Raw genomic sequence first — 21,358 nt, 5'->3', positions numbered from 1 at the left:
CAGAGGTGATGTTCTTTGCACAATGAAGGAGTTACGTTAACAAATGAACATTGGCAAGCAATTATCCATAATGACTCTTCCTATGATAGCAAATTCTTTTATGCTGTGAAATCAACTGGAATCTTTTGCAGGCCATCATGCAAATCAAGAATACCGAATAAAAACAATGTACGAATTTTTCATCATGCAGAGCAAGCGTTAAATGAAAACTTTCGCCCGTGCAAGCGTTGTAAACCAAATGGGCTCACTTTACCTAATGAAGAGTGGGTAGAACAAATAAAAGTTTATATCGAAAAACACTTTGATGAATTATTAACTCTCGACATACTTGCGGAAATGTGCCATGGTAGCCCCTTTCATTTACAACGCACTTTCAAAAAAATGACAGGAATAAGTCCAATAGAATATATACAGCATTTCAGAATTGTTAAAGCGGCAGAACACCTTTTACAAACCAATCACTCCATTAAAGAAATTAGTACTGCCGTCGGGATAGAAAACCCAGAGTATTTCGCAACTTTATTTAAAAAGAAAACCGGATTTACGCCTACTGAATATCGAAAAAAGAATGAAATGAAAGAGGGATACAATAATGAATTCCTATAAAAATAAGTTTATATATTGGATGCTACTTACACATAAACATTTTCAGTTTCATATTGCTGCAACTGAAAATGGATTATGTTTCATTGGGTCTCAAAATGAAAACTTTGAAGAACTAAATATATGGGCTAGAAAAAAATTGCCCCAACATATTTTGACCTGTAATCCCAATTATCTACAAACATATACGAAAGAAATTATCGAGTATTTAGAAATCCAGCGAGAAGCTTTTACATTCCCTATCGATGCTTACGGAACTGAATTTCAATTATCTGTTTGGAATGCGGTACGTGAAATTCCTTATGGGGAGACATACTCTTATTCAAAAATTGCCGAAACAATACAAAAACCTACTGCTGTACGTGCCGTTGCTACCGCTATTGCTGCCAATCCTCTTCTTATTACAATTCCTTGCCATCGTGTTATTGGAAAGAATGGTAAACTAACCGGCTTTAGAGGCGGATTAGAAATGAAGAAAGCGTTGCTTACATTAGAAAAGTCGCAGGTAGAATGCATATGACAGCAAACTATACTAGCGCATTAATTTTAGCAGTTCCAACAGAATTTAGTTTCCAAGAAAATTTACGCTATTTATCGCGTTCTAACAATGAATGTATGTTCCACATTGAAGATAACAAAATTTATAAAGTTATCCCTGTTCACGATGTAAATCCTTTAGTTGAAATTAGTATGAATATAGATGGAAATATTCAAATACGTTTTTTAGAAGAATTATATACATCTGAAGAATCGATACACGAAGCTATAGCTAACTATGTGAACGAGTGGTTTGATTTAACTACTGATTTAACTCCCTTTTATACATTGGCTAAACATGATGTACTCCTTCAAAGACCAATTGAACAATATAATGGCCTTCGCACCTTAGGTATTCCAGACTTATTTGAAGCACTTTCCTGGGGAATTATCGGTCAACAAATTAACCTCACATATGCTTATACGCTAAAAAGAAGATTAGTCGAGACATTTGGAAGTTATGTAGAATGGAACGATAGAAAACATTGGATATTCCCTTCTCCTGAAACGATTGCCAATTTACACGTAGAAGATCTCAAAAATTTAAAAATGACGACTCGAAAGTGTGAATATTTAATCGGTATTGCAAAGCTTATTACAGAAGGAAAACTATCAAAAGAATCTTTACTACAAACACAAGATGTAAAGATTGCTGAAAAACAATTAACTGCTATACATGGTGTAGGTCCGTGGACTGCCCACTATGTTTTAATGCGCTGTTTACGATTCCCTTCTGCTTTTCCAATTGACGATGTTGGTTTGCACAATGCAATTAAATATATAACAGGTTCCGAAAGTAAACCAACTAAACAGGAAATAAAAGATTTTGCGGCAAATTGGATCAACTGGGAGTCTTACGCAACTTTTTATTTGTGGCGAGTATTATACTAAAAAACCAAGTAGCGCATCCGCACTACTTGGTTCTTTTTTAAGCTTGTTCTTCGAATCGTCTTGCGATTTCCACAATAACTTGAACAGCTTTTTCCATAACATCTACCGAAACATACTCAAATTTACCGTGATAGTTTTCACCACCTGTGAAAATGTTTGGGGTTGGTAATCCCATATACGATAGTTGTGATCCATCTGTTCCACCGCGAATCGGATGAATATTTGGTTCGATATTTAAACTTTTCATTGCCTCATATGCAATATCAACAATTTCTCTCACTGGTTCGATTTTTTCAAGCATGTTATAGTATTGATCATTCATTTCTAAAACGACTGCATCTTGTCCATACTTCTTTTGCATTTGCTTCACAATATTTTCAACGTTATGTTTACGCGCTTCAAAATTTTCACGATCAAAATCTCGAATAATATAATACGCTTTACTTTGCTCAACATCACCATGTAAAGAAAGTAAATGATAGAATCCTTCATACCCCTCTGTATATTCTGGTGCCTCTTCTACTGGTAAATAGCTATTAAACTCCATCGCAAGTTTAGTTGCGTTACGCATTTTATTTTTCGCTGTTCCAGGATGTGTATTCGTTCCGTTAAACGTTAACTTAGCGCCTGCAGCATTAAAGCTTTCATACTCTAAACCACCTAATGGACCTCCATCCATCGTATAAGCACATGATGCACCAAACGCTTCTACATCAAAATGCGCTGGCCCACGACCAATTTCTTCATCCGGCGTAAATGCTACTCTTATTTTCCCATGTTTAATTTGCGGATTATGTATTAAATAGTTCATTGCAACCATAATTTCAGTCAGACCAGCTTTATCATCTGCTCCTAGAAGTGTCGTACCATCAGTTGTAATAATGGTATGTCCTTTATATGATGGTAATTCTGGAAACTGTTCTGGCGTTAACACAACATTTAACTCTTCATTTAACGTAATCGCATTGCCATCAAAATTTTCATGAATTTGTGGTTTTACGTTTTTCCCTGTAAAGTCTGTTGCCGTATCTAAATGTGCTAAAAAGCCGATGACTGGAACATCCTTATCCGTATTAGCAGGAAGTGTTGCCATTACATAACCGTTATCATCCATCGTCACTTCTGTTAACCCAATTTCTTTTAGCTCTTCCACTAATAACTTACCAAATTCAATTTGTCCAGGTGTTGTTGGCACTGTATGACTTTCTTCATTTGATTGCGTATCAATTTTTACATATCTCGTAAATCTTTCAATAAGTTCTTGTTTCAAACTCGTTCACTCCCTTTTATATTTCTTTCTCTATTATAATCCTTGAGACGAAATATTTTAACTTTTTTGACTGTGAATACATATATTTCATTTGTATTTTAGCTATTTTAAATACCGGTTGAAAAGTCGTAATATTTGTACATTAAAACTCTTACATGTAATATACATAATTATACAATATGGGAGGTTTTAAAGATGAGGCTAACTCTCTTTCGCTATTTTCTTTTTTTCTTAGGATTAATTTTTTTCGGCCTTGGAAATGCTCTTGCAGTAAAAGTTAAATTTCTCGGTTTACATCCTTGGGAAGTTTTAAACATGGCTCTCTACCAAAGGTTTGGATGGACTATTGGTACGTGGAGTGTCATATGTGGATTATGTCTCGTTCTCATTTCTTTACTAGTAGATCGAAAATATATAAATATAGGCACATTTTTAAATGCACTACTTATCGGTCCGATTATGGACTTTTTCTTACAATCAAATATTCTTCCAAACGCTAGTGATTATTTATGGTTAAACTTACTCATTCTATTTTCTGGTATCACCATTACAGGTATCGGGGGAGGGATGTATGTTGCGGCTGGAATCGGCGCTGGACCTCGTGATGGATTCATGCTTACTATTTCCGACAAAACCGGTCTATCTATTAGCCGTGCTAGAATCATAGTAGAATGTATTGTACTAGTTATTGGATTTATGCTAGGGGGTCCTGTTTTTATCGTAACTTTTCTGTATACATTTATTCAAAGTCCAATCTTTCAGCAATCATTTAAGGTATTTCAAACACTTCTACATACTCTACATAACAAAAAAAAATTAGTGAACATATTTAAAGTACAGTTTAATACAAGTAAATTCACCCTATTTACGATTCTCACCGCAAATAGGGTGTTTCTTTTTTATTCCATAATTTAAGAAGATATACTAATCATTCACAATAAAAGTATATACATCGTCATAAATACAGCCATTTACTTTAATCACATACTTCCCTGGTTTACTAAAACGAATTGTGTATTTGTTTAGCTGAATTGCTTCTTTATCTCCAGAAAGAACATCAATGCTTCTGCCACTTAATACATATAATTCATTTAGATTCATCGATACATCAATTGCATTGAAATTCTCCTCTTTCACTTGCTGTACTTCCGCAGCGCTTACACTTGGTTCTAAAAACAGTAGTCCACTTAATCCAATCGTCCCCGCTAAAGCAACTCCCGCAAACTTTTTAATTTGTTTCATTACAATGACCTCCTTATAGATTTTGCGTAAAGGTGATGTCCCCCCTTACACCACAAAGCCTATATGTAATGAAATAAAAAGTAAACGAGGACAGTAAGACAAAATTCTACATCTTTTTCTCCTATTGAATATAAATTCAACGTTTGGAGTTTTGTCACATTTAAAATTGTTTACTTAAACCAACTTTCAATTATATTATTCAGAAACTGAATAATTACTTATTGATTTAACATTCTAAAAATAGTTGATAAAAATACTTTCTATTCAAATAAGAAGATTTTGCTATAAAAGTAACTTTTACAATAAAGCCCATACAACCAATTTTATTCTGCTTTCCATAATCTCTCTACATTCATTAATTGTTCCTCTTTAAACTCCATCTTATATATATCTGGTTTTGACGTATTCATTAAAAATTCAAACCCGTATTGCTTATCAAAATAATTCATCATGAGTGTCATGACAAGGCCATGTGTACCAATTACAATTTTTTGTCCTTGAAAATCCATTAAGATTTCTTTTAATACTTTCACTACCCTTCTTTGGCAATCCGCATATGACTCTCCTTCCGTTCGTGCAAAATCCGCTTCAGAGAACATCTTCTTTACAAGTGGATACACCTCTTTATCTGATATAACTTGATCGCCACTGGAAAACATACACTCTTTAAGATTTTCATATATTAATATTTCTTTTTCATAGAAATCGGCTGTTTTTTCTATCGTTAATACAGCTCTCTTATATGGACTTGAAATGAAAGTATCGATTCCCTCTGTTTTTAATATATTTGTTACTCTATGAGCGTCTAAACTTCCCTTTTCAGTTAAACCACGTGTTCTTTCACCCTCTTCTAATTTTGGTGATTCACCATGTCTAACCATATAGATATATGTACTCATACTTCCTCCTTGAAAATATTAATTCATTCATCTTTTATAAACTTTGCTGATTTGTCCGTTTAATCCATTCTCCTACTAAACTCTCGAATAATTCAGGTTGTTCAATTTGTAAATTATGCCCTGCCATATCTAACACGGCTAATGTCGCTCTTGGATAATCATCAATAATTTCTATAATATCTTGATAACCTACCGATATATCTTGTCTTCCAGCTAGTAAAAGAACGGGTTTCTCATATTTCATATGATGAAAATTCATAGTAAGAGAGTAATTCTTTTGCAACCTTTCAATAAACTCATAATTAGCAACATCTAACCCTGGTCTAATTTCTTCTTGAAATCGCTTATATGTATATTCGTTTGCTACTACTGCTAACTCACAAAATGCCTCTCTTTCCGTAGAAGTGAGCTTATTTAAAAAGTCCTCATCTTGTAAAATTACCTGTTTATCTGGAAGAGTCCTTTTTTCTGGATCCGCTACTACAACAGGGCAGACTAATAGTAATCCATTAACTCTTTCAAACAGCTTTGTGAGTATACCTCTAGCTAAATATCCCCCATAAGATTCTCCTACTAATAAAAAGTTTTTCGTCGGAATGATTTCTTCAATACATGCAATTAACAGTTCTAACATATGATCTGAACTATTTATCCAATCTGGAGCATTCGATTTCCCCATGCCAGGTAAATCAATATATATTCTTTGGTAACCTTTATATTTTTCGAATACTGATTCCATGCACCTCTGCATTAACCTATGATCAGGTGCACAGCCATGTATAATAATGACAGGTTTTCCTTCGCCAATGATTTCATAATATATTTCTGCATCCTTAATCCGGCATATCATAAAAAAGTCCCCCTAGTGTTCTATTCATCTTTACAGACACCCCTCTCAAACCCATAGGAGTACACGTTCTTATTTTATTACTTTCCAGAATATAATTTCAAATTTTATTTTTCAGATTTCATACAAAAAAACCTTCCATGAGTGTCCCCCTCAAAAGAAAGCCCTTTTACGTATTTCCTCCTACTTGAACTTCAAGCATAATTACACATTATTCTTCTAATTTCATCAACACAATTCTCCAGCCATCTGGATCCTCTATCGTTATCCCCTTGTCTTTCCAGTATGGATTTTCAGGTTCCAACTCATCATATCCCAATGTATACAGCCTTTTACTTACCTTTTTCATTTCACTATCTTCACTCATATAAAATACAAGTAAATTATCTTTGGTCGGAGCTGGACAAGGACTCCCGTCAAAATGTCTTGTAAATTCTAAATGATACTCTTCATCTGGGAGTCCAAACATGACCCCATCATAGCCTTCATGATCATAGAATTCACCTATACGTTTTAAGCCCAATCCTTTTTCATAGAATTCTATCACCTTTTCAAACTGATCAGTTGGACGTGCTATTCGAAACTTCACCCAATTCTTCATACTTTTCCTCCCATACTAAATGTTTTATATATGCTTACGTACTATTGTATATACGTAACATCTTTTTGAAATCCCTCATTCGTATGAGAATAGATACATACAAAAGTTTAGTTTATACTTTATAACATTCAATTTTATATAAAATTGAATGTTATACCCTTATGCAATTATACATATTCACTTGCGAACCACTAAAAAACCTTTAAAATTCAAAGGATGACTAAATATACAATTTCTATTTAAAATCTTGATGTAATACATACTATCAAACGCCATGTTTTTTTAATTTTAAGAAGTATTAAACTCTTCATCACTTTCCTTATACGCATGATTTTTATAAGGAAATCTGATACAATTCTTAAATAATATTATTATGTATAGATATTACGAATATAGTACATAATTAAAGAAGGTGATTTTATTGAAATTAAATAAAAATTTACAACTATGTATATTAATTGCGACATTAATATGCTATTCAATCTATTTTATGTTTTTCTATCTGTTCCCTACTCATTTTTCAAATTCAGATGTACGCTTCGCTTCACTTATTGTTGAAGCTATTACATTTGTATCACTCATTTACTCTATATATTCTAAAAAAGTCAGTTCAAATCCGTTTTGGATATGTATCACAATAGCAATTGGTAGTTTTTTATTAGGAAAAATAGTATATACATATCAAGATAGCTTCTTCGAAATTCCAATACATCGTTTTACAATTTCTGATGTATTTTACATGTTTTTTCTACTCTTTTGTCTTATCGCTTTCTGCTATAAAATCTTAAAAGAATGCGATAAATGGGAAAAAGCGTTCTTTATTTGTGATATATGCATAGTACTTACTTCCATATTCACATTGGAGTGGTATTTATTTAATCAACCAAATTTAAATATATTCTCTCTTTCACTAGGAGATGTTTTCCTTTCATTTCTATATCCAATTGCAGATTTATTATTTCTTCTACTAGGTGTTAGTCTCTTTTTCCGTCCAACAATTTTTAATTCCAAACGGAAAATTTATATCTTTATTTTTGTATTAATAAGTTCTGCAACTTTTAACTATATTTATTTTTACCTAAATAATCATTTATCAACTGAAACGATAACATTATTACGTCTTTTATATAGAATACCTGTATTGCTTATTGCAATAGCTGGATCTATTTCAGAAGATCATAATAGCCATAAAAATTATTTCATTGTTAACCCTATAATAGGAAAGAAGGCTTTAGTTGTATTTCCTTATCTTGCCGTTGCAATACTAATCGGGTTTACGTTAAAAGAACAAACAGCATCTTCCACTCTCATTACGGGAAATTGTATTACTTTTATTTTCGTACTCATTCGTCATTCTATTGTACGTATGCAAAACAATTCCCTAACCAAACGTTTACAAGTATTTAATGCCCAATTAGAAGAAAAAGTTACATTACGGACTTCAGATTTAGTTCATAAATCAGAGGCTCTATCTCAAAAGCAACAAAAATTCAAATCATTATATGAATATCACCCTGATCCTATTTTTACAATTGATTTAAATGGTGTATTCTTAAATGTAAATAAAGCTGGAAGTATACTACTTGGAGCACCAACGAACGAGTTACTTGGTGAAACATGTTTTTCAATTATTTTAGATGAAGATAAACATAAACTAGCATCTGCATTAGAAAAAGTGAAACAACAAGAATCGGCATCCTTACAACTTAGTTCTCAATATAAAGATGGCTTTACTTATTTTTTATACGTTACTATCGTCCCTATTATGATAGACGGACAAATTTCAGGAAGCTATATTATGGTGAAAGATATTACTGCATTAAAAAAACAGCAAGAAGAAATAAAATATTTAGCATTCCATGATACTGTAACGAAAATTGGGAACCGTGCCTTTTTCCATAAGAAATTAAAAAGAATTATAAAAAATGCTAAAACGACAGAAAGCGAGTTTGCATTATTATATTTGGACTTAGATCGCTTTAAAGTAATTAACGACACACTTGGACATTCTTCAGGGGATTACATATTAGAAGAAGTAGCAAAGCGATTCCAATCATGTCTTCCATCACATATTCATCTATCAAGAATCGGCGGTGATGAATTTACAATCTTAATTGAAAACTATACTGACGAAGATTCCTTATTCGAGTTATGTAATCAATTATTTGAAAGTATGGAAAAACCCTTTGTCATACATGAGCATACATTAACTTTATCACTTAGTATCGGCATCGCTATTTATCCACATTCCGGAATCGATATCACCACACTATTAAAAAACGCTAATGTTGCAATGTATGATGCGAAGGCAAAAGAGCTTAACTCCGTCTCTATTTATGACGATGTAATCGCTAGAAAGATTGAAAGACGATTACGATTAGAAAAAGATTTACCAAACGCAATACAAAATGAAGAATTGTTCCTTTTGTATCAACCTCAAGTTGATAGTGAATCTAATAAAATTATTGGTGCAGAAGCTTTAATTAGGTGGAATCATCCTGAATTAGGTATTATTTCTCCATACGAATTTATTCCGATTGCAGAAGAAACACTACAAATTATTCCAATAGGAAAGTGGACATTGAAGCAAGCCTGTGAGCAAATGAAACGTTGGCACGCACTCGGATATTCACATTTAAAAATAGGTGTAAACTTATCTGCTAAAGAATTTGAACAAGAAGATTTTGTAAAATCTATTTCTGCAACATTAGCAAATACAGGCTTACCAGCAAGTTCTCTCGATCTTGAATTAACAGAGCGAATTGCAATGATGGATGAGCGAGAAACATTAATAAAACTACGTACACTAAAAAGTTTAGGGATTCATATTTCAATCGATGACTTTGGTACAGGCTATTCTTCGCTAGCTTACTTACCTTTATATCCAATCGATACGTTAAAAATCCCACGAGAATTTATTACAATGTCTGAAACATGTGACGATGGAATGGAAATTATTAAAACAATCATCACATTAGCAAATACATTAGGAATGTCAGTTATCGCGGAAGGTGTAGAAACGAAAGAACACGTGAGTTTCCTTCAAAAAAATAATTGTCAATTTATTCAAGGCTACTACTACAGCAAGCCTATTCATGCTGATTCATTTTCTACTCTTCTCAAAAAAGGTGTTCATTCTCTGTAGCGTAAATACATACACGAAAAGGAAAGGAGAGACGGACTCTTCTTTCCTTTTTTGTACTTTGCAACTTTTCATTTCCTTCACATATCATTTATGTAAGTAGTTACTAATATATTTATGATAACAGACTTGAATTGGAGGGAATTACATGCACCACGACAATCCAAATCATAAACTTTACAAAAACATTCCTCTATCCCTCTTCTCAATAAAAAACGAGCTAAAACAAAAATGCATCAACGTAAATAACTTCCTTTCTCCCCTTTCGAACGAAGAAGAAGTATTCATACACACAATTAAAGAAAGAACAAAATTATTGAATCAAAATAATGTTACAAGAACTCGTGCTTACTATCAATTTTACAAAAGATATCCTGAAATACATTGGGCATTGCTTGGACATATGGTATCGCGGAACGGCGGTTGGAACATGACAGATTTAAAGGGGGATTTATATACGAAATTGTTATCTGAGAAAGATCAATTTACTTTCTTTTCTTTTTTAGAACGGGGTAATTGGCTTATCTTTCAAGATGTGTATCCACAATTTTTATTATATGAACAGAGTGTTAAAAAAAACAAAAATCTTTTTCATCTCCTCCCTCACCTCAATGTGTCAACATTCATGGAAACGATGTGGAACTTTTTTTGGAAAACTGGAAACAAACAAATATTAACGATTGCGACTATTATTAATGAACAAAACTACTTAGAAAAAAGAGTGATTCAAAATAAATACTTCAAAAAAAATGTACTAAATAGTATTGGATTTAAACTTTTTGATTTCTTTCAATTTAATCATATTCTCTTCCCTTTCTCTGAAGAAAATACTGGACAAAAAACATTATTAATTGGTGATACAATGAAACATTTCACTTCCTTACACGAACGAATTTTGCTCGGAAAACGATTATATACATTATTGTTTCATGATGAACACGTTTTAGCTCGTATACTACAATGGGCTGACACTCATCCACATACTGGATCCCGAAAAGATTATTGGCCACATTTATTTTCAAGTGTGAATGAATCCTTTTCAAGAGAGTTTTATAAACGAAGAATAAAGAAATGCCAATTAAAAAGTGATGCCCACCGTATATATAGCCCTGCACTTATGTATGCATGGAAAAATATGAAACATGAAGAAACAGAACATGCAGATTGGTTTAACGACTGGCAAGTCATACATTATTTAACCGATAAGGAGGAAAGGATACATGGACAAATTACAGAAGACTACTGTAAAACACTCGAAAAAATTGAGTTGGCAATTCTTGCAAAGAAAAACGTCCTCCTTCGAGAAGAAGAATAACCTTTTCGCATTAGTTATTACAATCTTATTCTCTTCTATTATCGGAACTTTCTTAGATGCTTTCTTTGTTGCGAAACAAATGTATTCCTTTCCGGTTAGACCTTTCTCATCCATATTTTCAATTAACATTGGCTTTACTTTATTTGTACTACCAATTTTAACAACGATTTTCATACAAATTTCAAAAACATTATCTACAGTTTCTAGAATTCTATTTATTATTTCAATAGGTATTTGTGCTAGCATTTTTGAACAGATTTCTGAAAGATTCGGTTTCTTTATTCATAGTTTGGATTGGAATCATACATATTCTTTATTTGGCTATATGATTTTCTTTTCTTTTATCTGGAAAGTATATCATTTCATACAAAAATAAAGAGACCATTATAGATCTCTTCTTAAGCATAATCTTCAGTTATTGCTAATGATGTAGGATTTTGAAGGCGTTTTGAACGCAAACGATAGGCAACGATTTTCTTTTTATATTGCTTGATTACATCAACATGTTCCTCATGGCTATACAGAGAAAATCGAATCTCTTTATTCCCTTTCTTCGTGTTAATAACGATTGGTGTTCCTTCCCCGTGCGGCGGAAAATAATGTTTATCTAAAAATAAAGCTTCGTTAAATTCATGAATAACTTGTAGTTTCGTTTCCCCCTCTATATTTTTTCCGTCTATCAATATAGTGGTATTCTCTTCCTCAAGTTTTTGATGCAATTCAAATCTACTAATAATTGATTCTACAACAGAAGTCGGCATACTAGAAACTAGTACTTTAATCGCACCAAAAATAAATAATGTAACTATAAACCATGTTGTCATTTTCATCATCTCCATTACATTTTAAAATATAAATTTCGTTCCATACGGTATGATTATACTAATAAGTATTCCGGTTACAATCATCGTCACCGAACCGATCGTCGCTTCTTTCTCGCCTTCCTTCACGAGACGACTCACACCGATCATATGTGATGCGCACCCCATCCCCACTCCTTTTCCAATCGCACTTGTTATTCGGAAAAACTTCAGTACTGTCGGTCCGATAATAGCACCTGTTATTCCTGCAACTACTACGAAACTAGAAGTCATAGATGGAATACCACCAATTTGATCCGCTAATGAAATGGAAATAGGCATCGTCGCTAATTGCGGCAGTGTCGTTAATATGAGTTCCTTATCTATATTTAACATCTCACCAATCACTACATTCATACTCGTTAAAGCCACTATACCTACCGCTACACCGATAAGTATCGACAAAAAGTTTTTCATAAGTATTTTTCGCTCTTTAAATAAAGGTATCGCTAATGCTACAATTGCAGGACTCAATAAACTAGAAAGAATATCTCCACCATTTTCCCTATACTCATGATGGGAAATATCAAAAGTCAGAAATAAACAAATCATAATTGCCGTAACTGTTAACACCGGTAACATAAATGGAAACGTAAATTTTTTATATAACTTTGTCGCCAATACATAAATTACTATTGTAATAATAATGAAGACCATTTGGATCGTGCACCTTGTCGATTTTATTTTTTTGATGTTACTAATAATTGACTTATATAACCTGAAACAACTAAAGTTACTGTCGTGCTTGCAACTACTAAAAGGAATATAACACTCCCCTTACTGAAAAGAAAAGACCCATATTCCATCAGCCCTGTTGTCGAAGGAATTAGAAATAACGGTAAAAATACGATTAATTTTCCCGCCCCTTCCTCAAACCACTTTAATGGTAAAATACGAGTATAGAGGAGTAGAAACAGCATTAACATCCCAATTAAACTCCCTGGCATTGATAGATGGAATTCTCCCTGAATCCACGTACCAACTAAACTAAATACATAGAGCACACCTACTTGAAGTAAAAGTGTCACATACTTCATTTCTTTCCCTCATTTCAATATTACGCATCACCATTATGAAATCTCATTTAGCGTTTCCGCGAATCTCGTAATTCCCAGTTGTATTTGTTCGATATCTACTCTCCCAAAAGTAAAACGAATATATTCACTTTTAGTACCTAAAACACTTCCCGGAACAAACGCTACACCATTTCGTATAGATTCGCCTAATAAATGATATTCATCAAACGTTCCTTGCACTTTGCACCATAAATGTATTCCACCCTCTGGAACAAAAAATTCAACCTGATCCCCTAATATTTCTTTAAGCTTTCTAATTAACGCATCTCTTCTCTCTTTCAATTGTCCACGAAGCATTGTAATATGTGCATGAAAATCTTCTGATTCTAAAAATTGATTTGCCACCCACTGTGTAAATACGCTATGACCAAAATCAACTTGCTGCTTCGCATCCGCTAAACGCTCTATTACACGCGTAGGGCCAATTACCCAGCCAATCCGTAATCCTGATGCCACAATTTTTGATAGTGAACTTATATAAAGAACATTCCCGTTTTGATCCATTGATTTTAATGTTGGATTCACTTCACCATTAAATGAAGTTAAACTATACGGATCATCTTCTACAATCGGTATGCCAAATTCAGAAGACAGTTCTAAAATCTTTTTACGTCTTGCCAATGAAAGCACGGTTCCAGTTGGATTTTGATAATCCGGATTTAAAAATACCATACGAATACGATGCTTTTTATGCAAATCAATTAAGTCATCTGGATTCATTCCATGCTGATCAACAGGTAAATGGAATATTTTTAAGCCAGCTGATTTAAATATCGGCAGTGAAAAACAATACGAAGGGTCCTCAATTGCAATCGCATCACCAGGTTTTAATAAGCATTGAACGATAAGATTAAGTGCCTGTTGTGCTCCAGATGTAATAAGGATAGAATTCGAATCTGCTTCAATTTGTTTATATTGCTGAACATGTGCCGCAATTGTTTTTCTCAACATTTCATTTCCAAGTGGATGATCATAACCGAGGTTTTCCATAAATGTTTTCTCCGACAAAATCGTTCGAAATCTATCACTCGGAATTAATTCTGGTGACAATTCACCACTCGCTAAATTAATTAAGTCATTTTTTTGTGTTTCCGTTCGAATTTGTTGAACAAGTGGTACATTAGGTAAGAATGACCCGTCCTCGACGTACCTACCCCAGTTTGGTATTCGTTTATGTGAAACACCCCATATGTCTGTATTCACCCTCGTTCCGCTTCCTTTTTGCCGTTCTACTACTCCAAGTGATTTTAATTCTTCATATGCAGCTACTATCGTACTCCTATTCACCTGTAATTCTTTTGCTAACATACGCTCAGAAGGTAACTTACTGTCAGAAGGAAACTCACCTGAAGAAATACCCCTTTCAATATAATCCGCTATTTGTTTATATACAGGCGTCTTATCTGCACGATTTGGTTTCCATTCCATATAGTTGCCTCCTTTCAAAACGAACTATCCTCAATTTATTACTAACAGTATTCACCGTAAAAATAGTATTAATTAGTCACATTTTCTCATCCAAAAATGGATATATTAAAATAGCTCCGTCTCTAATTACTCGATAGCTTCTGAAATTCCAGCTTCATGCTCTCGTTGCAGTTCTGTTACAAACTATCAAATTATTACCGCATACCATGTTACCCCTAGCAGTAGAACAAAAAGAAGGACAATATAGATTGCAGATAAATTTTTCACATTTCTCTTTGTGGACTTGCCGTAATTCTCCTCTACATTTCGTGCAACTAGCACGGTCCCAAACAGTGATACAATTACAATAATAACGACTAGTGAAATCGCAAAGCTCATTGTATTTTCACCTCTCTAAGGCCAGTCTATTTTTATTAAGAACTTCCTCTTTAAAACGTTGATAACATACTACCTTTCTTCTCTTATCATAATAGATGTTTGCAAAAAACGGACCAACCACTTTTATATTTTTTCGCTCATCCACTTTAAAAATAAAAAGCAACTGAACACTTATGATCAGTTGCTTTTTCGTAAAGTTAATGATATTCATTTTTCACTTAAAATTGACCCAATTTAAAAGTTTGGCCTTTTCATAATGAAACATCGATTGAGATAACTCGAAAATTGTTCCATTTCCAAGATACACTGTATTTTCAATAAGAAGCGACGTATTTTATCGCTTCTTACTCTCATCATCTTTATTCTTTTATAAGTGACTTATTCGCTCTTATAACTTCTTGATACAGCAGTGGTGACCACTTTTCATTTATATAGTCTTGAATAATCCAGCCTACTCTTGTAGGGTTATTTTGTTTTATATAGTTTGCAATTTCAGGATTTATATAAGAGGCATAGTAATATGGACTATTCCATGCTGTACCACCAGAAGACAAGCTTGTAAAATTAATATATAGATGATTTAAATCCTCACTATCGTTCATCGTTTCATTTATCGTATCTTTAATAGATTTTACTTTCTCATCATAACTCACTTTATATTTATCTTGTACTGTTACATGTACATTTTGATTTACAGTTGTGGTAAACGTCTCATTATCTGGCCAATAGAAATTATTATATCCTCCAGATTCATTACTACCACCATATCTTTTTAGTAGTACAATTTTCCCACGAGCATCTCCCAATTTTATATTTCCTTCTGTTTTTAAAAAGATAGGATCCACAAAATAACTTTTTTCAAACGTATTACTAAAGGAACTTTCTGCTCCTTTCATATCCTCATACTCTTTTTTTAAAGACATAATAATCGTTTCACTTGGGTTATCTTTTAAAAATTGTTTCGCTTCGTTTATGAATTCATGCAGTGTTACATAAAGATATAATGGCCCATGATGAAGGACTATCGTATTATCATCTGTTAAACGTCCTCTTATATCAAAAATACGAGCTCCATGATCCATTTGGTAACGAAAATCATATTCTTGCGTCATTCCCCATACTTGCTTTATTGGATTTTGTAATTTGAACGTCCCGCTATCATGTGTTCCTGGAATTGAAATTCGTGCTAATGGGATATTATCAGGTATAGGTTGCATCCACTTTGACCAATTTTCAAACTCATTAACAGAGCTTGCTGCAACTACTTGCTTATCATGTAAAGCAAATACAAAGGTGATAAATATCGTACTACATATGAATAATTTCAAAATAAATTTCTTACTGCTCATTATTATTCCTCCTTTTTCTGTTTTATATCAAACTTATTGAATATAATATAATCTGGTGAGTAAAAAATAAATAACATTTCATAAATATGAAATATTACATAGAAGTAAAGTTAAAAAATCATTCACATATCCTAAATTAGAAAAATTTAAAGGAACTTCACCTGAAGTTCCTTTCGTTTACTTTATATTCAATACATATGAACCATCTTTATTCTCATACTTATAGACGTATAAATAATATTTACCTGGCTTTGCATTATAAGTACCTTTAACTACATTTCCTTCATTTTCACCATATGCTACATAGTTATTTAAATCTAATTCATGATGAAGCACCCATGTCATCCCAATGTTTTGTTCATTTAATAGAGAAATAGTAATATTTTCTGGCGAGTCAATTTGGAAAGTAAATACATCTACTCTATCACTATTATATAGTGTCCCTTTCATCGGTGTATGAAAGTTAACTTTATTTGCCTGTATACGTTCATTATTTGGTTCATTTTCTGTTACTTGTAACTCATTTCCACCGTTTGGTTTTCTTTGTCCATACCCTAAGTTTACTAGTATAGACTTCAAATCTGGTAAAACACCAATTCTATCTGAATATGGATCTTTAGATTTTGTTCCTGTATTCTGGTTGCTTAATATTGCTCTTAGTTCACTCGGTCTATATGGTTGTCCTAAGTTTTCTTTAGCAATGCTTTGTACTAAAGTCGCTGCTCCGGCAATAATAGGTGAAGCACTTGACGTGCCACTAAAGCTAGATGTATAAAGATTTACAGCACTTCGACTTTGCTCAGCTGTAGTTGTATCTACGTTTTCTCCCCAACCATACACATCAATACGGCTTCCATAATTCGAAAACCACATACGTTCATGAGGGAAAGATGAAGAGCCCGCTCCTACCATAATTGCACCTGAATCTTTAAAATCTTTACTATTACGATTTAAAATTTGTTTACCATTTCTATCTTTAAATTGATCTAAATCATTCCAACCATTCGCTCCAGCTTCTATAATGACAACACCTTTATCTGTACCAGCACGAATCGCATCAAAGATATCTGGTTGTACCTCAACAGGTAAATATTTATCACCATACCCATCAAAGGAAGCTTGTGCCTCTAATAATAAAACATCCCCAGCTTCTAACTGATTTATAGCACTTAATATTGCATCAGCTGTATTATACTGTCCGTTATCTCTTATTTGAGAAATCACCTTTGCTTTCGCTTTTGGCGCAATCCCAATATTCCCAACTTCATTGTCCTCAGAGGATACAATTCCTAGTACAGACGTCCCATGACCGACATGTTGATCTATATTTCTTCCAGACATTAATTCAATATTTTGATGTACTAAATCCTCATGATTTAATAACCATCCATATTCCATATCAACAAAGGTTACATCACTTCCATTACCGCCTCGGACTCCCCAGGCGAAAGGTGCATTAATACCAGATGGTGCTGCTTCAAGATAACCTTGTTTTTCATATCTAGGATTGTTATTAGGATTAAAAGATACACTTAATGGCTGTACTTCCGGTGGTGTTATTTTTTCTTGTTTCTTTATATACACATCTTCTATTAAAGAAGATGTCTTTAACTTATCTACTTGTTCTTCCTCTTGCCCAGCATGTTGAGTTTGAAGAATATAGTAGTTTAATAAACTTGTAGATACATTATTAGGTGCTTTCACTTCAAGGTTTTGTATTTGTTCCGGGCTTACAGATGTGAATAAACGAGTAAATGTTACATCTGGGTATTCTGCCAAAAGATCTTCTATTACTTTATCGTTCGTTTGAGATTGTATTTGTTTTTCAATACCATCTTCATATGGAAATTTCAAATCCGCTTTAAATTTTACAATGATTTGCTTATCTGTTTCTTGTTCTATTCCTAATTTACTCTGCTGTTCTATAGAATCAGCATGTACACTATTGACAGTGCCTCCTATTCCTAAAAATGTTGTAATAATTACAGTTGACGTACACATTTTTTGAAATATTTTCATTACATCAATCCTCCTATTAATAATAATTAATCATTATATTAATCTATAATGATTTTATTTATATAACATATTCCCTTTCTACTAAATAGATTATAGTAATCAGCAATATGAACTTCAATGTATTTTCATATGCAATATTTCATATTCGGACTCTACACTAAATAAATAAGAAACTTATAATGATTATTTATTTTATATGTGCTAATATACTTACATTAAAATATTATATATAGACATTTTGAACTACATTTCTTAACCGTTTTACCTTATTTTTCCTAGGAGGATTTACAATGAAATTATTAAAAATAAAACATATAATCCCTTTATCTGCAGCTGCAATTACATTCGTATGTAATCAAAGTACAGCTGAAGCTTCTACCATTCACACAGTAAAAAAGAATGATACATTTTGGAGCATTAGTAAACAATACGGCGTTTCAATACAATCCATTAAACAGGCTAATAATAAAGGAAACGATCAAACTTTCATTGGCGAACAGTTACATATCCCGGGTTCCGTCAACTCAAATGAAATCACTGTTCGCCAAAACGCCAAGCCTGCGAACATTTCTGGACAAATTATTTATCAGGTACAACCGGGAGATTCATTAGAAACGATAGCAAAGCGTTACAATGTTACCGTTCAATCTATAAAACAAATGAACAACACAATCGAAAACAAGCTTTATACAGGACAACATTTAAAAATCAACTCAAGTATTTCAGAAAAAGAAAAAGACTTAATGGCACGCTTAGTTACCGCTGAAGCAGGTGGCGAATCGTATAAAGGAAAAGTAGCAGTAGCGAAAGTTATACTAAACCGTGTAAATGCAAAAGGTTTTCCAAATACAATAACAGGCGTTATTTATGAACCTATTAAATACGGATATGCATTTACTCCTGTTACAGATGGAAGAATTAATCAGCCTGCAAGCGCAGAAGCAAAAATGGCTGTAGAAGAGGCTATCTCCACAAATGGAATACATTCTGATTGGCTTTATTTCTATAACCCGAAAACATCAACAGACAAGTGGATTACGACACGTCAAACAGTAGCAGTAATTGGTAACCACGTCTTCGCTAAATAACATTAAAAATCATTAACAGACCTCTTCACTTAAAAGGTCTGTTTTTTTGTATGTAAGAATTTATTTATCATGTGATATAGTGGTCTTTGAAAACTAATTCTTCTTGTAAATAAAGACACTTGTATTTACTTCATCACTCTAAGAAATTAAAAAAGCATCAAGTTCAAAAACTCCCCTTTATTAATAAAATTTATTTCTTACCTTCATAAAATTGTTATACACTAGAAAAATAAAAAACAAACTATTCGTTAGCAGGTGAAAGAATATGTATGATGTTACAATTATCGGTGCTGGAGTAAGTAGCATTTTTATGGCTTATTCACTAGTTAAAAGTAACAAAAAAGTTTTAATTCTTGATAAAGGTAAAGCGCTAGGAGCTCGCCATTGTCCTTTAGACGAAGGAAAAGCGTGTAATTGTACTACATGTGATAAATATTTCGGATTTGCTGGTTTAGGAAAATCTGAAGGGAAATTTAATTATACAAACGGATTTGGTGGAGAACTTGAGCAAAAAGTTGGTAAAGAGGGCTTTATACAACTTATGGCTGAAGTAGATGAAATTCTATGTCAGTTCGGAGGAAATTCAGTTTCAAAATATTCTACAGAAAATCCAAATCTCAATAAGAGAGCTGAATCGTGTGGTTTACAAATGCTAACAACAGAAGTACGGCATCTTGGTACTACCCTTTCAAATGAAATTTTTCAGCAACTCTACGAATTTTTACTTACGAAAATAAATATACAATTTCATATAGATGTACAACATATTATGAAACAGAAAGATCATTTTACTATAGATACAAATGAAGGAACATTTCAATCTAGGCAACTAGTATTTGCAACTGGGCGTTCCGGAGCAGATTGGTTAAAGGAGATGTGCACTTCTCTACATATTTCTCAGGAACAAACTCGTGTAGATTTAGGTATTAGAGTAGAGATGAAAGAACACCAATTACGTTCTATATTAAAAGATACATTTGAGACTAAACTTTCTTATGAGCATGAGGATTTCACAGCGACTACGTACTGTATGAATCCAAAAGGACGCATTATTAGAAAGTACGAAGAAGGTTTAGTTATGCCTGACGGTCAAAATTTTCGAGAGAAAGGAACTGGCACACCTAACTTAAATTTCACTTTATTCATCCCGCGCTATTTTCCAACTCTCAAAGAAGCAAATATATATGCAAGTTCAATTATTAAAAACATTAACCAAGGACGAGATCGGATTGTTATACAGCGCTTAGAGGACTTACTAAATAAACAGCCTACAATAGCGAACGACATGAAATATAACCGTATACAACCTACGCTACAAGGAGATTATGGAGATTTGAATACAGAAATTCCTCCGTTATATATTGAAGGACTTAAAGAATTTTTATTACGATTAGAACAATTCATCCAAGAACCGATCGATACAGATACTTTATTATATGGAATTGACGGAAAGTTTTATGCTCCTACGATAAAACTCAATAATCATTTTGAAACGAGTATACATGGCCTATTTTTAGTTGGGGATTGTTCAGGCGTCACTCATTCATTATCTCAAGCTGCTGCAAGTGGGTTGTATGTTGGAAAATATTTATCTCACATTTAATTTCCTTCATTCAGATTGCAATTAAATATTTTAACTTCCATGGTAATAACTTACTATTTCCCCACAAAAAATCAGGGTTTTATGAGATACATATTTAACATAGCCATTGACATTCAATTCTAACAAATTGAATGTCAACAGTTTTAAAATCCTCTATTCATTTCCATTTTCATTTGTTCGATATTTTGTAACATCATCATAGTGTTTAAT

At 32.9% G+C, this 21,358-nt stretch carries 20 protein-coding genes and 2 pseudogenes; 9 read left to right on the top strand and 13 right to left on the bottom strand.

The annotated features are described in order from the left end of the window. Positions 1 to 15: 15 nt before the first annotated feature. From adaA to AC0NJG_RS18135, 3 genes are read left to right on the top strand one after another with little or no spacing between them, the layout of a single operon-like run. Positions 16 to 606 carry a bifunctional transcriptional activator/DNA repair enzyme AdaA gene (gene adaA, locus AC0NJG_RS18145; protein ID WP_087996569.1) on the top strand — a complete coding sequence of 197 codons (591 nt, stop codon included), beginning with the start codon at positions 16 to 18 and terminating at the stop codon, positions 604 to 606. Next, positions 593 to 1,123: a methylated-DNA--[protein]-cysteine S-methyltransferase gene (locus AC0NJG_RS18140; protein ID WP_044791632.1), complete on the top strand. Its 531-nt coding sequence runs from the start codon at positions 593 to 595 to the stop codon at positions 1,121 to 1,123. Before adaA ends, AC0NJG_RS18140 begins: the two co-directional genes overlap by 14 nt. Continuing rightward, positions 1,120 to 2,031, top strand: coding sequence for a DNA-3-methyladenine glycosylase family protein (locus AC0NJG_RS18135; RefSeq protein WP_048550006.1), 912 nt, complete (start codon positions 1,120 to 1,122; stop codon positions 2,029 to 2,031). The genes AC0NJG_RS18140 and AC0NJG_RS18135 overlap by 4 nt, the downstream gene beginning before the upstream one ends. Before the next feature lie 37 nt (positions 2,032 to 2,068). Here AC0NJG_RS18135 and pepT read toward each other — a convergent pair whose 3' ends face one another. Then, positions 2,069 to 3,301, bottom strand: a complete 1,233-nt coding sequence (pepT, locus tag AC0NJG_RS18130) for a peptidase T (protein WP_474063263.1) — start codon at positions 3,299 to 3,301, stop codon at positions 2,069 to 2,071. 195 nt (positions 3,302 to 3,496) lie between these two features. Between pepT and AC0NJG_RS18125 the strand changes: the two are divergent. Continuing rightward, positions 3,497 to 4,111, top strand: a pseudogene (locus tag AC0NJG_RS18125) (YczE/YyaS/YitT family protein); the annotation flags it as partial. 114 nt (positions 4,112 to 4,225) lie between these two features. Here AC0NJG_RS18125 and AC0NJG_RS18120 read toward each other — a convergent pair. The 4 genes from AC0NJG_RS18120 to AC0NJG_RS18105 all read right to left on the bottom strand — a co-directional run bounded on the left by AC0NJG_RS18120 (position 4,226) and on the right by AC0NJG_RS18105 (position 6,890). Further along, positions 4,226 to 4,543, bottom strand: a complete 318-nt coding sequence (locus tag AC0NJG_RS18120) for a hypothetical protein (RefSeq protein ID WP_044791624.1) — start codon at positions 4,541 to 4,543, stop codon at positions 4,226 to 4,228. Positions 4,544 to 4,866: 323 nt separating this feature from the next. Then, positions 4,867 to 5,442 carry a histidine phosphatase family protein gene (locus tag AC0NJG_RS18115; RefSeq protein ID WP_087954536.1) on the bottom strand — a complete coding sequence of 192 codons (576 nt, stop codon included), beginning with the start codon at positions 5,440 to 5,442 and terminating at the stop codon, positions 4,867 to 4,869. A 34-nt stretch (positions 5,443 to 5,476) separates the two neighbouring features. Next, positions 5,477 to 6,292, bottom strand: coding sequence for an alpha/beta fold hydrolase (locus AC0NJG_RS18110; RefSeq protein ID WP_087954535.1), 816 nt, complete (start codon positions 6,290 to 6,292; stop codon positions 5,477 to 5,479). Positions 6,293 to 6,500: 208 nt separating this feature from the next. Beyond that, positions 6,501 to 6,890: a VOC family protein gene (locus AC0NJG_RS18105; protein ID WP_087954534.1), complete on the bottom strand. Its 390-nt coding sequence runs from the start codon at positions 6,888 to 6,890 to the stop codon at positions 6,501 to 6,503. 421 nt (positions 6,891 to 7,311) lie between these two features. Between AC0NJG_RS18105 and AC0NJG_RS18100 the strand changes: the two genes are divergently transcribed. The 3 genes from AC0NJG_RS18100 to AC0NJG_RS18090 all read left to right on the top strand — a co-directional run bounded on the left by AC0NJG_RS18100 (position 7,312) and on the right by AC0NJG_RS18090 (position 11,723). Then, positions 7,312 to 10,035, top strand: a complete 2,724-nt coding sequence (locus tag AC0NJG_RS18100) for a sensor domain-containing phosphodiesterase (protein ID WP_140421290.1) — start codon at positions 7,312 to 7,314, stop codon at positions 10,033 to 10,035. A gap of 145 nt (positions 10,036 to 10,180) precedes the next feature. Further along, complete coding sequence (locus tag AC0NJG_RS18095; RefSeq protein WP_087954532.1) at positions 10,181 to 11,347, top strand: DUF2515 domain-containing protein; 1,167 nt, start codon at positions 10,181 to 10,183, stop codon at positions 11,345 to 11,347. Beyond that, positions 11,310 to 11,723: a CBO0543 family protein gene (locus tag AC0NJG_RS18090; protein ID WP_173601311.1), complete on the top strand. Its 414-nt coding sequence runs from the start codon at positions 11,310 to 11,312 to the stop codon at positions 11,721 to 11,723. The genes AC0NJG_RS18095 and AC0NJG_RS18090 overlap by 38 nt, the downstream gene beginning before the upstream one ends. 22 nt (positions 11,724 to 11,745) lie before the next feature. On the opposite strand, the gene AC0NJG_RS18085 is transcribed toward AC0NJG_RS18090, so the two are convergent. From AC0NJG_RS18085 to AC0NJG_RS18050, 8 genes and pseudogenes are all read right to left on the bottom strand, one after another. Further along, on the bottom strand, positions 11,746 to 12,171 hold the full coding sequence (locus AC0NJG_RS18085; RefSeq protein WP_087954531.1) for a YfmQ family protein: 426 nt from the start codon (positions 12,169 to 12,171) through the stop codon (positions 11,746 to 11,748). Positions 12,172 to 12,192: 21 nt separating this feature from the next. Further along, positions 12,193 to 12,864 carry an LrgB family protein gene (locus tag AC0NJG_RS18080; RefSeq protein ID WP_087954530.1) on the bottom strand — a complete coding sequence of 224 codons (672 nt, stop codon included), beginning with the start codon at positions 12,862 to 12,864 and terminating at the stop codon, positions 12,193 to 12,195. A 23-nt stretch (positions 12,865 to 12,887) separates the two neighbouring features. Beyond that, positions 12,888 to 13,244: a CidA/LrgA family holin-like protein gene (locus AC0NJG_RS18075; RefSeq protein ID WP_087954529.1), complete on the bottom strand. Its 357-nt coding sequence runs from the start codon at positions 13,242 to 13,244 to the stop codon at positions 12,888 to 12,890. Between the two features lie 33 nt (positions 13,245 to 13,277). After that, complete coding sequence (gene pdxR, locus AC0NJG_RS18070; protein ID WP_087954528.1) at positions 13,278 to 14,711, bottom strand: MocR-like pyridoxine biosynthesis transcription factor PdxR; 1,434 nt, start codon at positions 14,709 to 14,711, stop codon at positions 13,278 to 13,280. 186 nt (positions 14,712 to 14,897) lie between these two features. Further along, positions 14,898 to 15,089, bottom strand: coding sequence for a hypothetical protein (locus AC0NJG_RS18065; protein WP_000006463.1), 192 nt, complete (start codon positions 15,087 to 15,089; stop codon positions 14,898 to 14,900). A 214-nt stretch (positions 15,090 to 15,303) separates the two neighbouring features. Further along, a pseudogene (locus tag AC0NJG_RS18060) lies at positions 15,304 to 15,417 on the bottom strand (GntR family transcriptional regulator); the annotation flags it as partial. 31 nt (positions 15,418 to 15,448) lie between these two features. Then, on the bottom strand, positions 15,449 to 16,438 hold the full coding sequence (gene plcA / locus AC0NJG_RS18055) for a phosphatidylinositol diacylglycerol-lyase (protein WP_087954526.1): 990 nt from the start codon (positions 16,436 to 16,438) through the stop codon (positions 15,449 to 15,451). 177 nt (positions 16,439 to 16,615) lie between these two features. Then, positions 16,616 to 18,457: a S8 family peptidase gene (locus AC0NJG_RS18050; protein WP_087954525.1), complete on the bottom strand. Its 1,842-nt coding sequence runs from the start codon at positions 18,455 to 18,457 to the stop codon at positions 16,616 to 16,618. A gap of 290 nt (positions 18,458 to 18,747) precedes the next feature. Between AC0NJG_RS18050 and AC0NJG_RS18045 the strand changes: the two genes are divergently transcribed. Together AC0NJG_RS18045 and AC0NJG_RS18040 are read left to right on the top strand one after the other, a co-directional pair. Further along, positions 18,748 to 19,545, top strand: coding sequence for a cell wall hydrolase (locus AC0NJG_RS18045; RefSeq protein ID WP_087996557.1), 798 nt, complete (start codon positions 18,748 to 18,750; stop codon positions 19,543 to 19,545). A gap of 265 nt (positions 19,546 to 19,810) precedes the next feature. Then, on the top strand, positions 19,811 to 21,148 hold the full coding sequence (locus AC0NJG_RS18040; RefSeq protein WP_087954523.1) for an NAD(P)/FAD-dependent oxidoreductase: 1,338 nt from the start codon (positions 19,811 to 19,813) through the stop codon (positions 21,146 to 21,148). Positions 21,149 to 21,358: the final 210 nt, after the last annotated feature.

This window comes from Bacillus sp. SSR7, assembly GCF_055902415.1.
This window is presented reverse-complemented; position numbering and strand designations above follow the sequence as displayed.

Excerpts from the sequence above, each read along its gene's own strand:
- AC0NJG_RS18045 (WP_087996557.1), top strand. The coding sequence starts at position 18,748 with ATGAAATTATTAAAAATAAAACATATAATCCCTTTATCTGCAGCTGCA.
- AC0NJG_RS18095 (WP_087954532.1), top strand. The coding sequence starts at position 10,181 with ATGCACCACGACAATCCAAATCATAAACTTTACAAAAACATTCCTCTA.
- AC0NJG_RS18140 (WP_044791632.1), top strand. The coding sequence starts at position 593 with ATGAATTCCTATAAAAATAAGTTTATATATTGGATGCTACTTACACAT.
- AC0NJG_RS18040 (WP_087954523.1), top strand. The coding sequence starts at position 19,811 with ATGTATGATGTTACAATTATCGGTGCTGGAGTAAGTAGCATTTTTATG.
- AC0NJG_RS18105 (WP_087954534.1), bottom strand. The coding sequence starts at position 6,890 with ATGAAGAATTGGGTGAAGTTTCGAATAGCACGTCCAACTGATCAGTTT.
- AC0NJG_RS18085 (WP_087954531.1), bottom strand. The coding sequence starts at position 12,171 with ATGACAACATGGTTTATAGTTACATTATTTATTTTTGGTGCGATTAAA.
- plcA (WP_087954526.1), bottom strand. The coding sequence starts at position 16,438 with ATGAGCAGTAAGAAATTTATTTTGAAATTATTCATATGTAGTACGATA.
- AC0NJG_RS18110 (WP_087954535.1), bottom strand. The coding sequence starts at position 6,292 with ATGATATGCCGGATTAAGGATGCAGAAATATATTATGAAATCATTGGC.
- AC0NJG_RS18075 (WP_087954529.1), bottom strand. The coding sequence starts at position 13,244 with ATGAAGTATGTGACACTTTTACTTCAAGTAGGTGTGCTCTATGTATTT.
- AC0NJG_RS18050 (WP_087954525.1), bottom strand. The coding sequence starts at position 18,457 with ATGAAAATATTTCAAAAAATGTGTACGTCAACTGTAATTATTACAACA.
- AC0NJG_RS18080 (WP_087954530.1), bottom strand. The coding sequence starts at position 12,864 with ATGGTCTTCATTATTATTACAATAGTAATTTATGTATTGGCGACAAAG.
- AC0NJG_RS18115 (WP_087954536.1), bottom strand. The coding sequence starts at position 5,442 with ATGAGTACATATATCTATATGGTTAGACATGGTGAATCACCAAAATTA.
- AC0NJG_RS18120 (WP_044791624.1), bottom strand. The coding sequence starts at position 4,543 with ATGAAACAAATTAAAAAGTTTGCGGGAGTTGCTTTAGCGGGGACGATT.
- AC0NJG_RS18135 (WP_048550006.1), top strand. The coding sequence starts at position 1,120 with ATGACAGCAAACTATACTAGCGCATTAATTTTAGCAGTTCCAACAGAA.
- AC0NJG_RS18065 (WP_000006463.1), bottom strand. The coding sequence starts at position 15,089 with ATGAGCTTTGCGATTTCACTAGTCGTTATTATTGTAATTGTATCACTG.
- pdxR (WP_087954528.1), bottom strand. The coding sequence starts at position 14,711 with ATGGAATGGAAACCAAATCGTGCAGATAAGACGCCTGTATATAAACAA.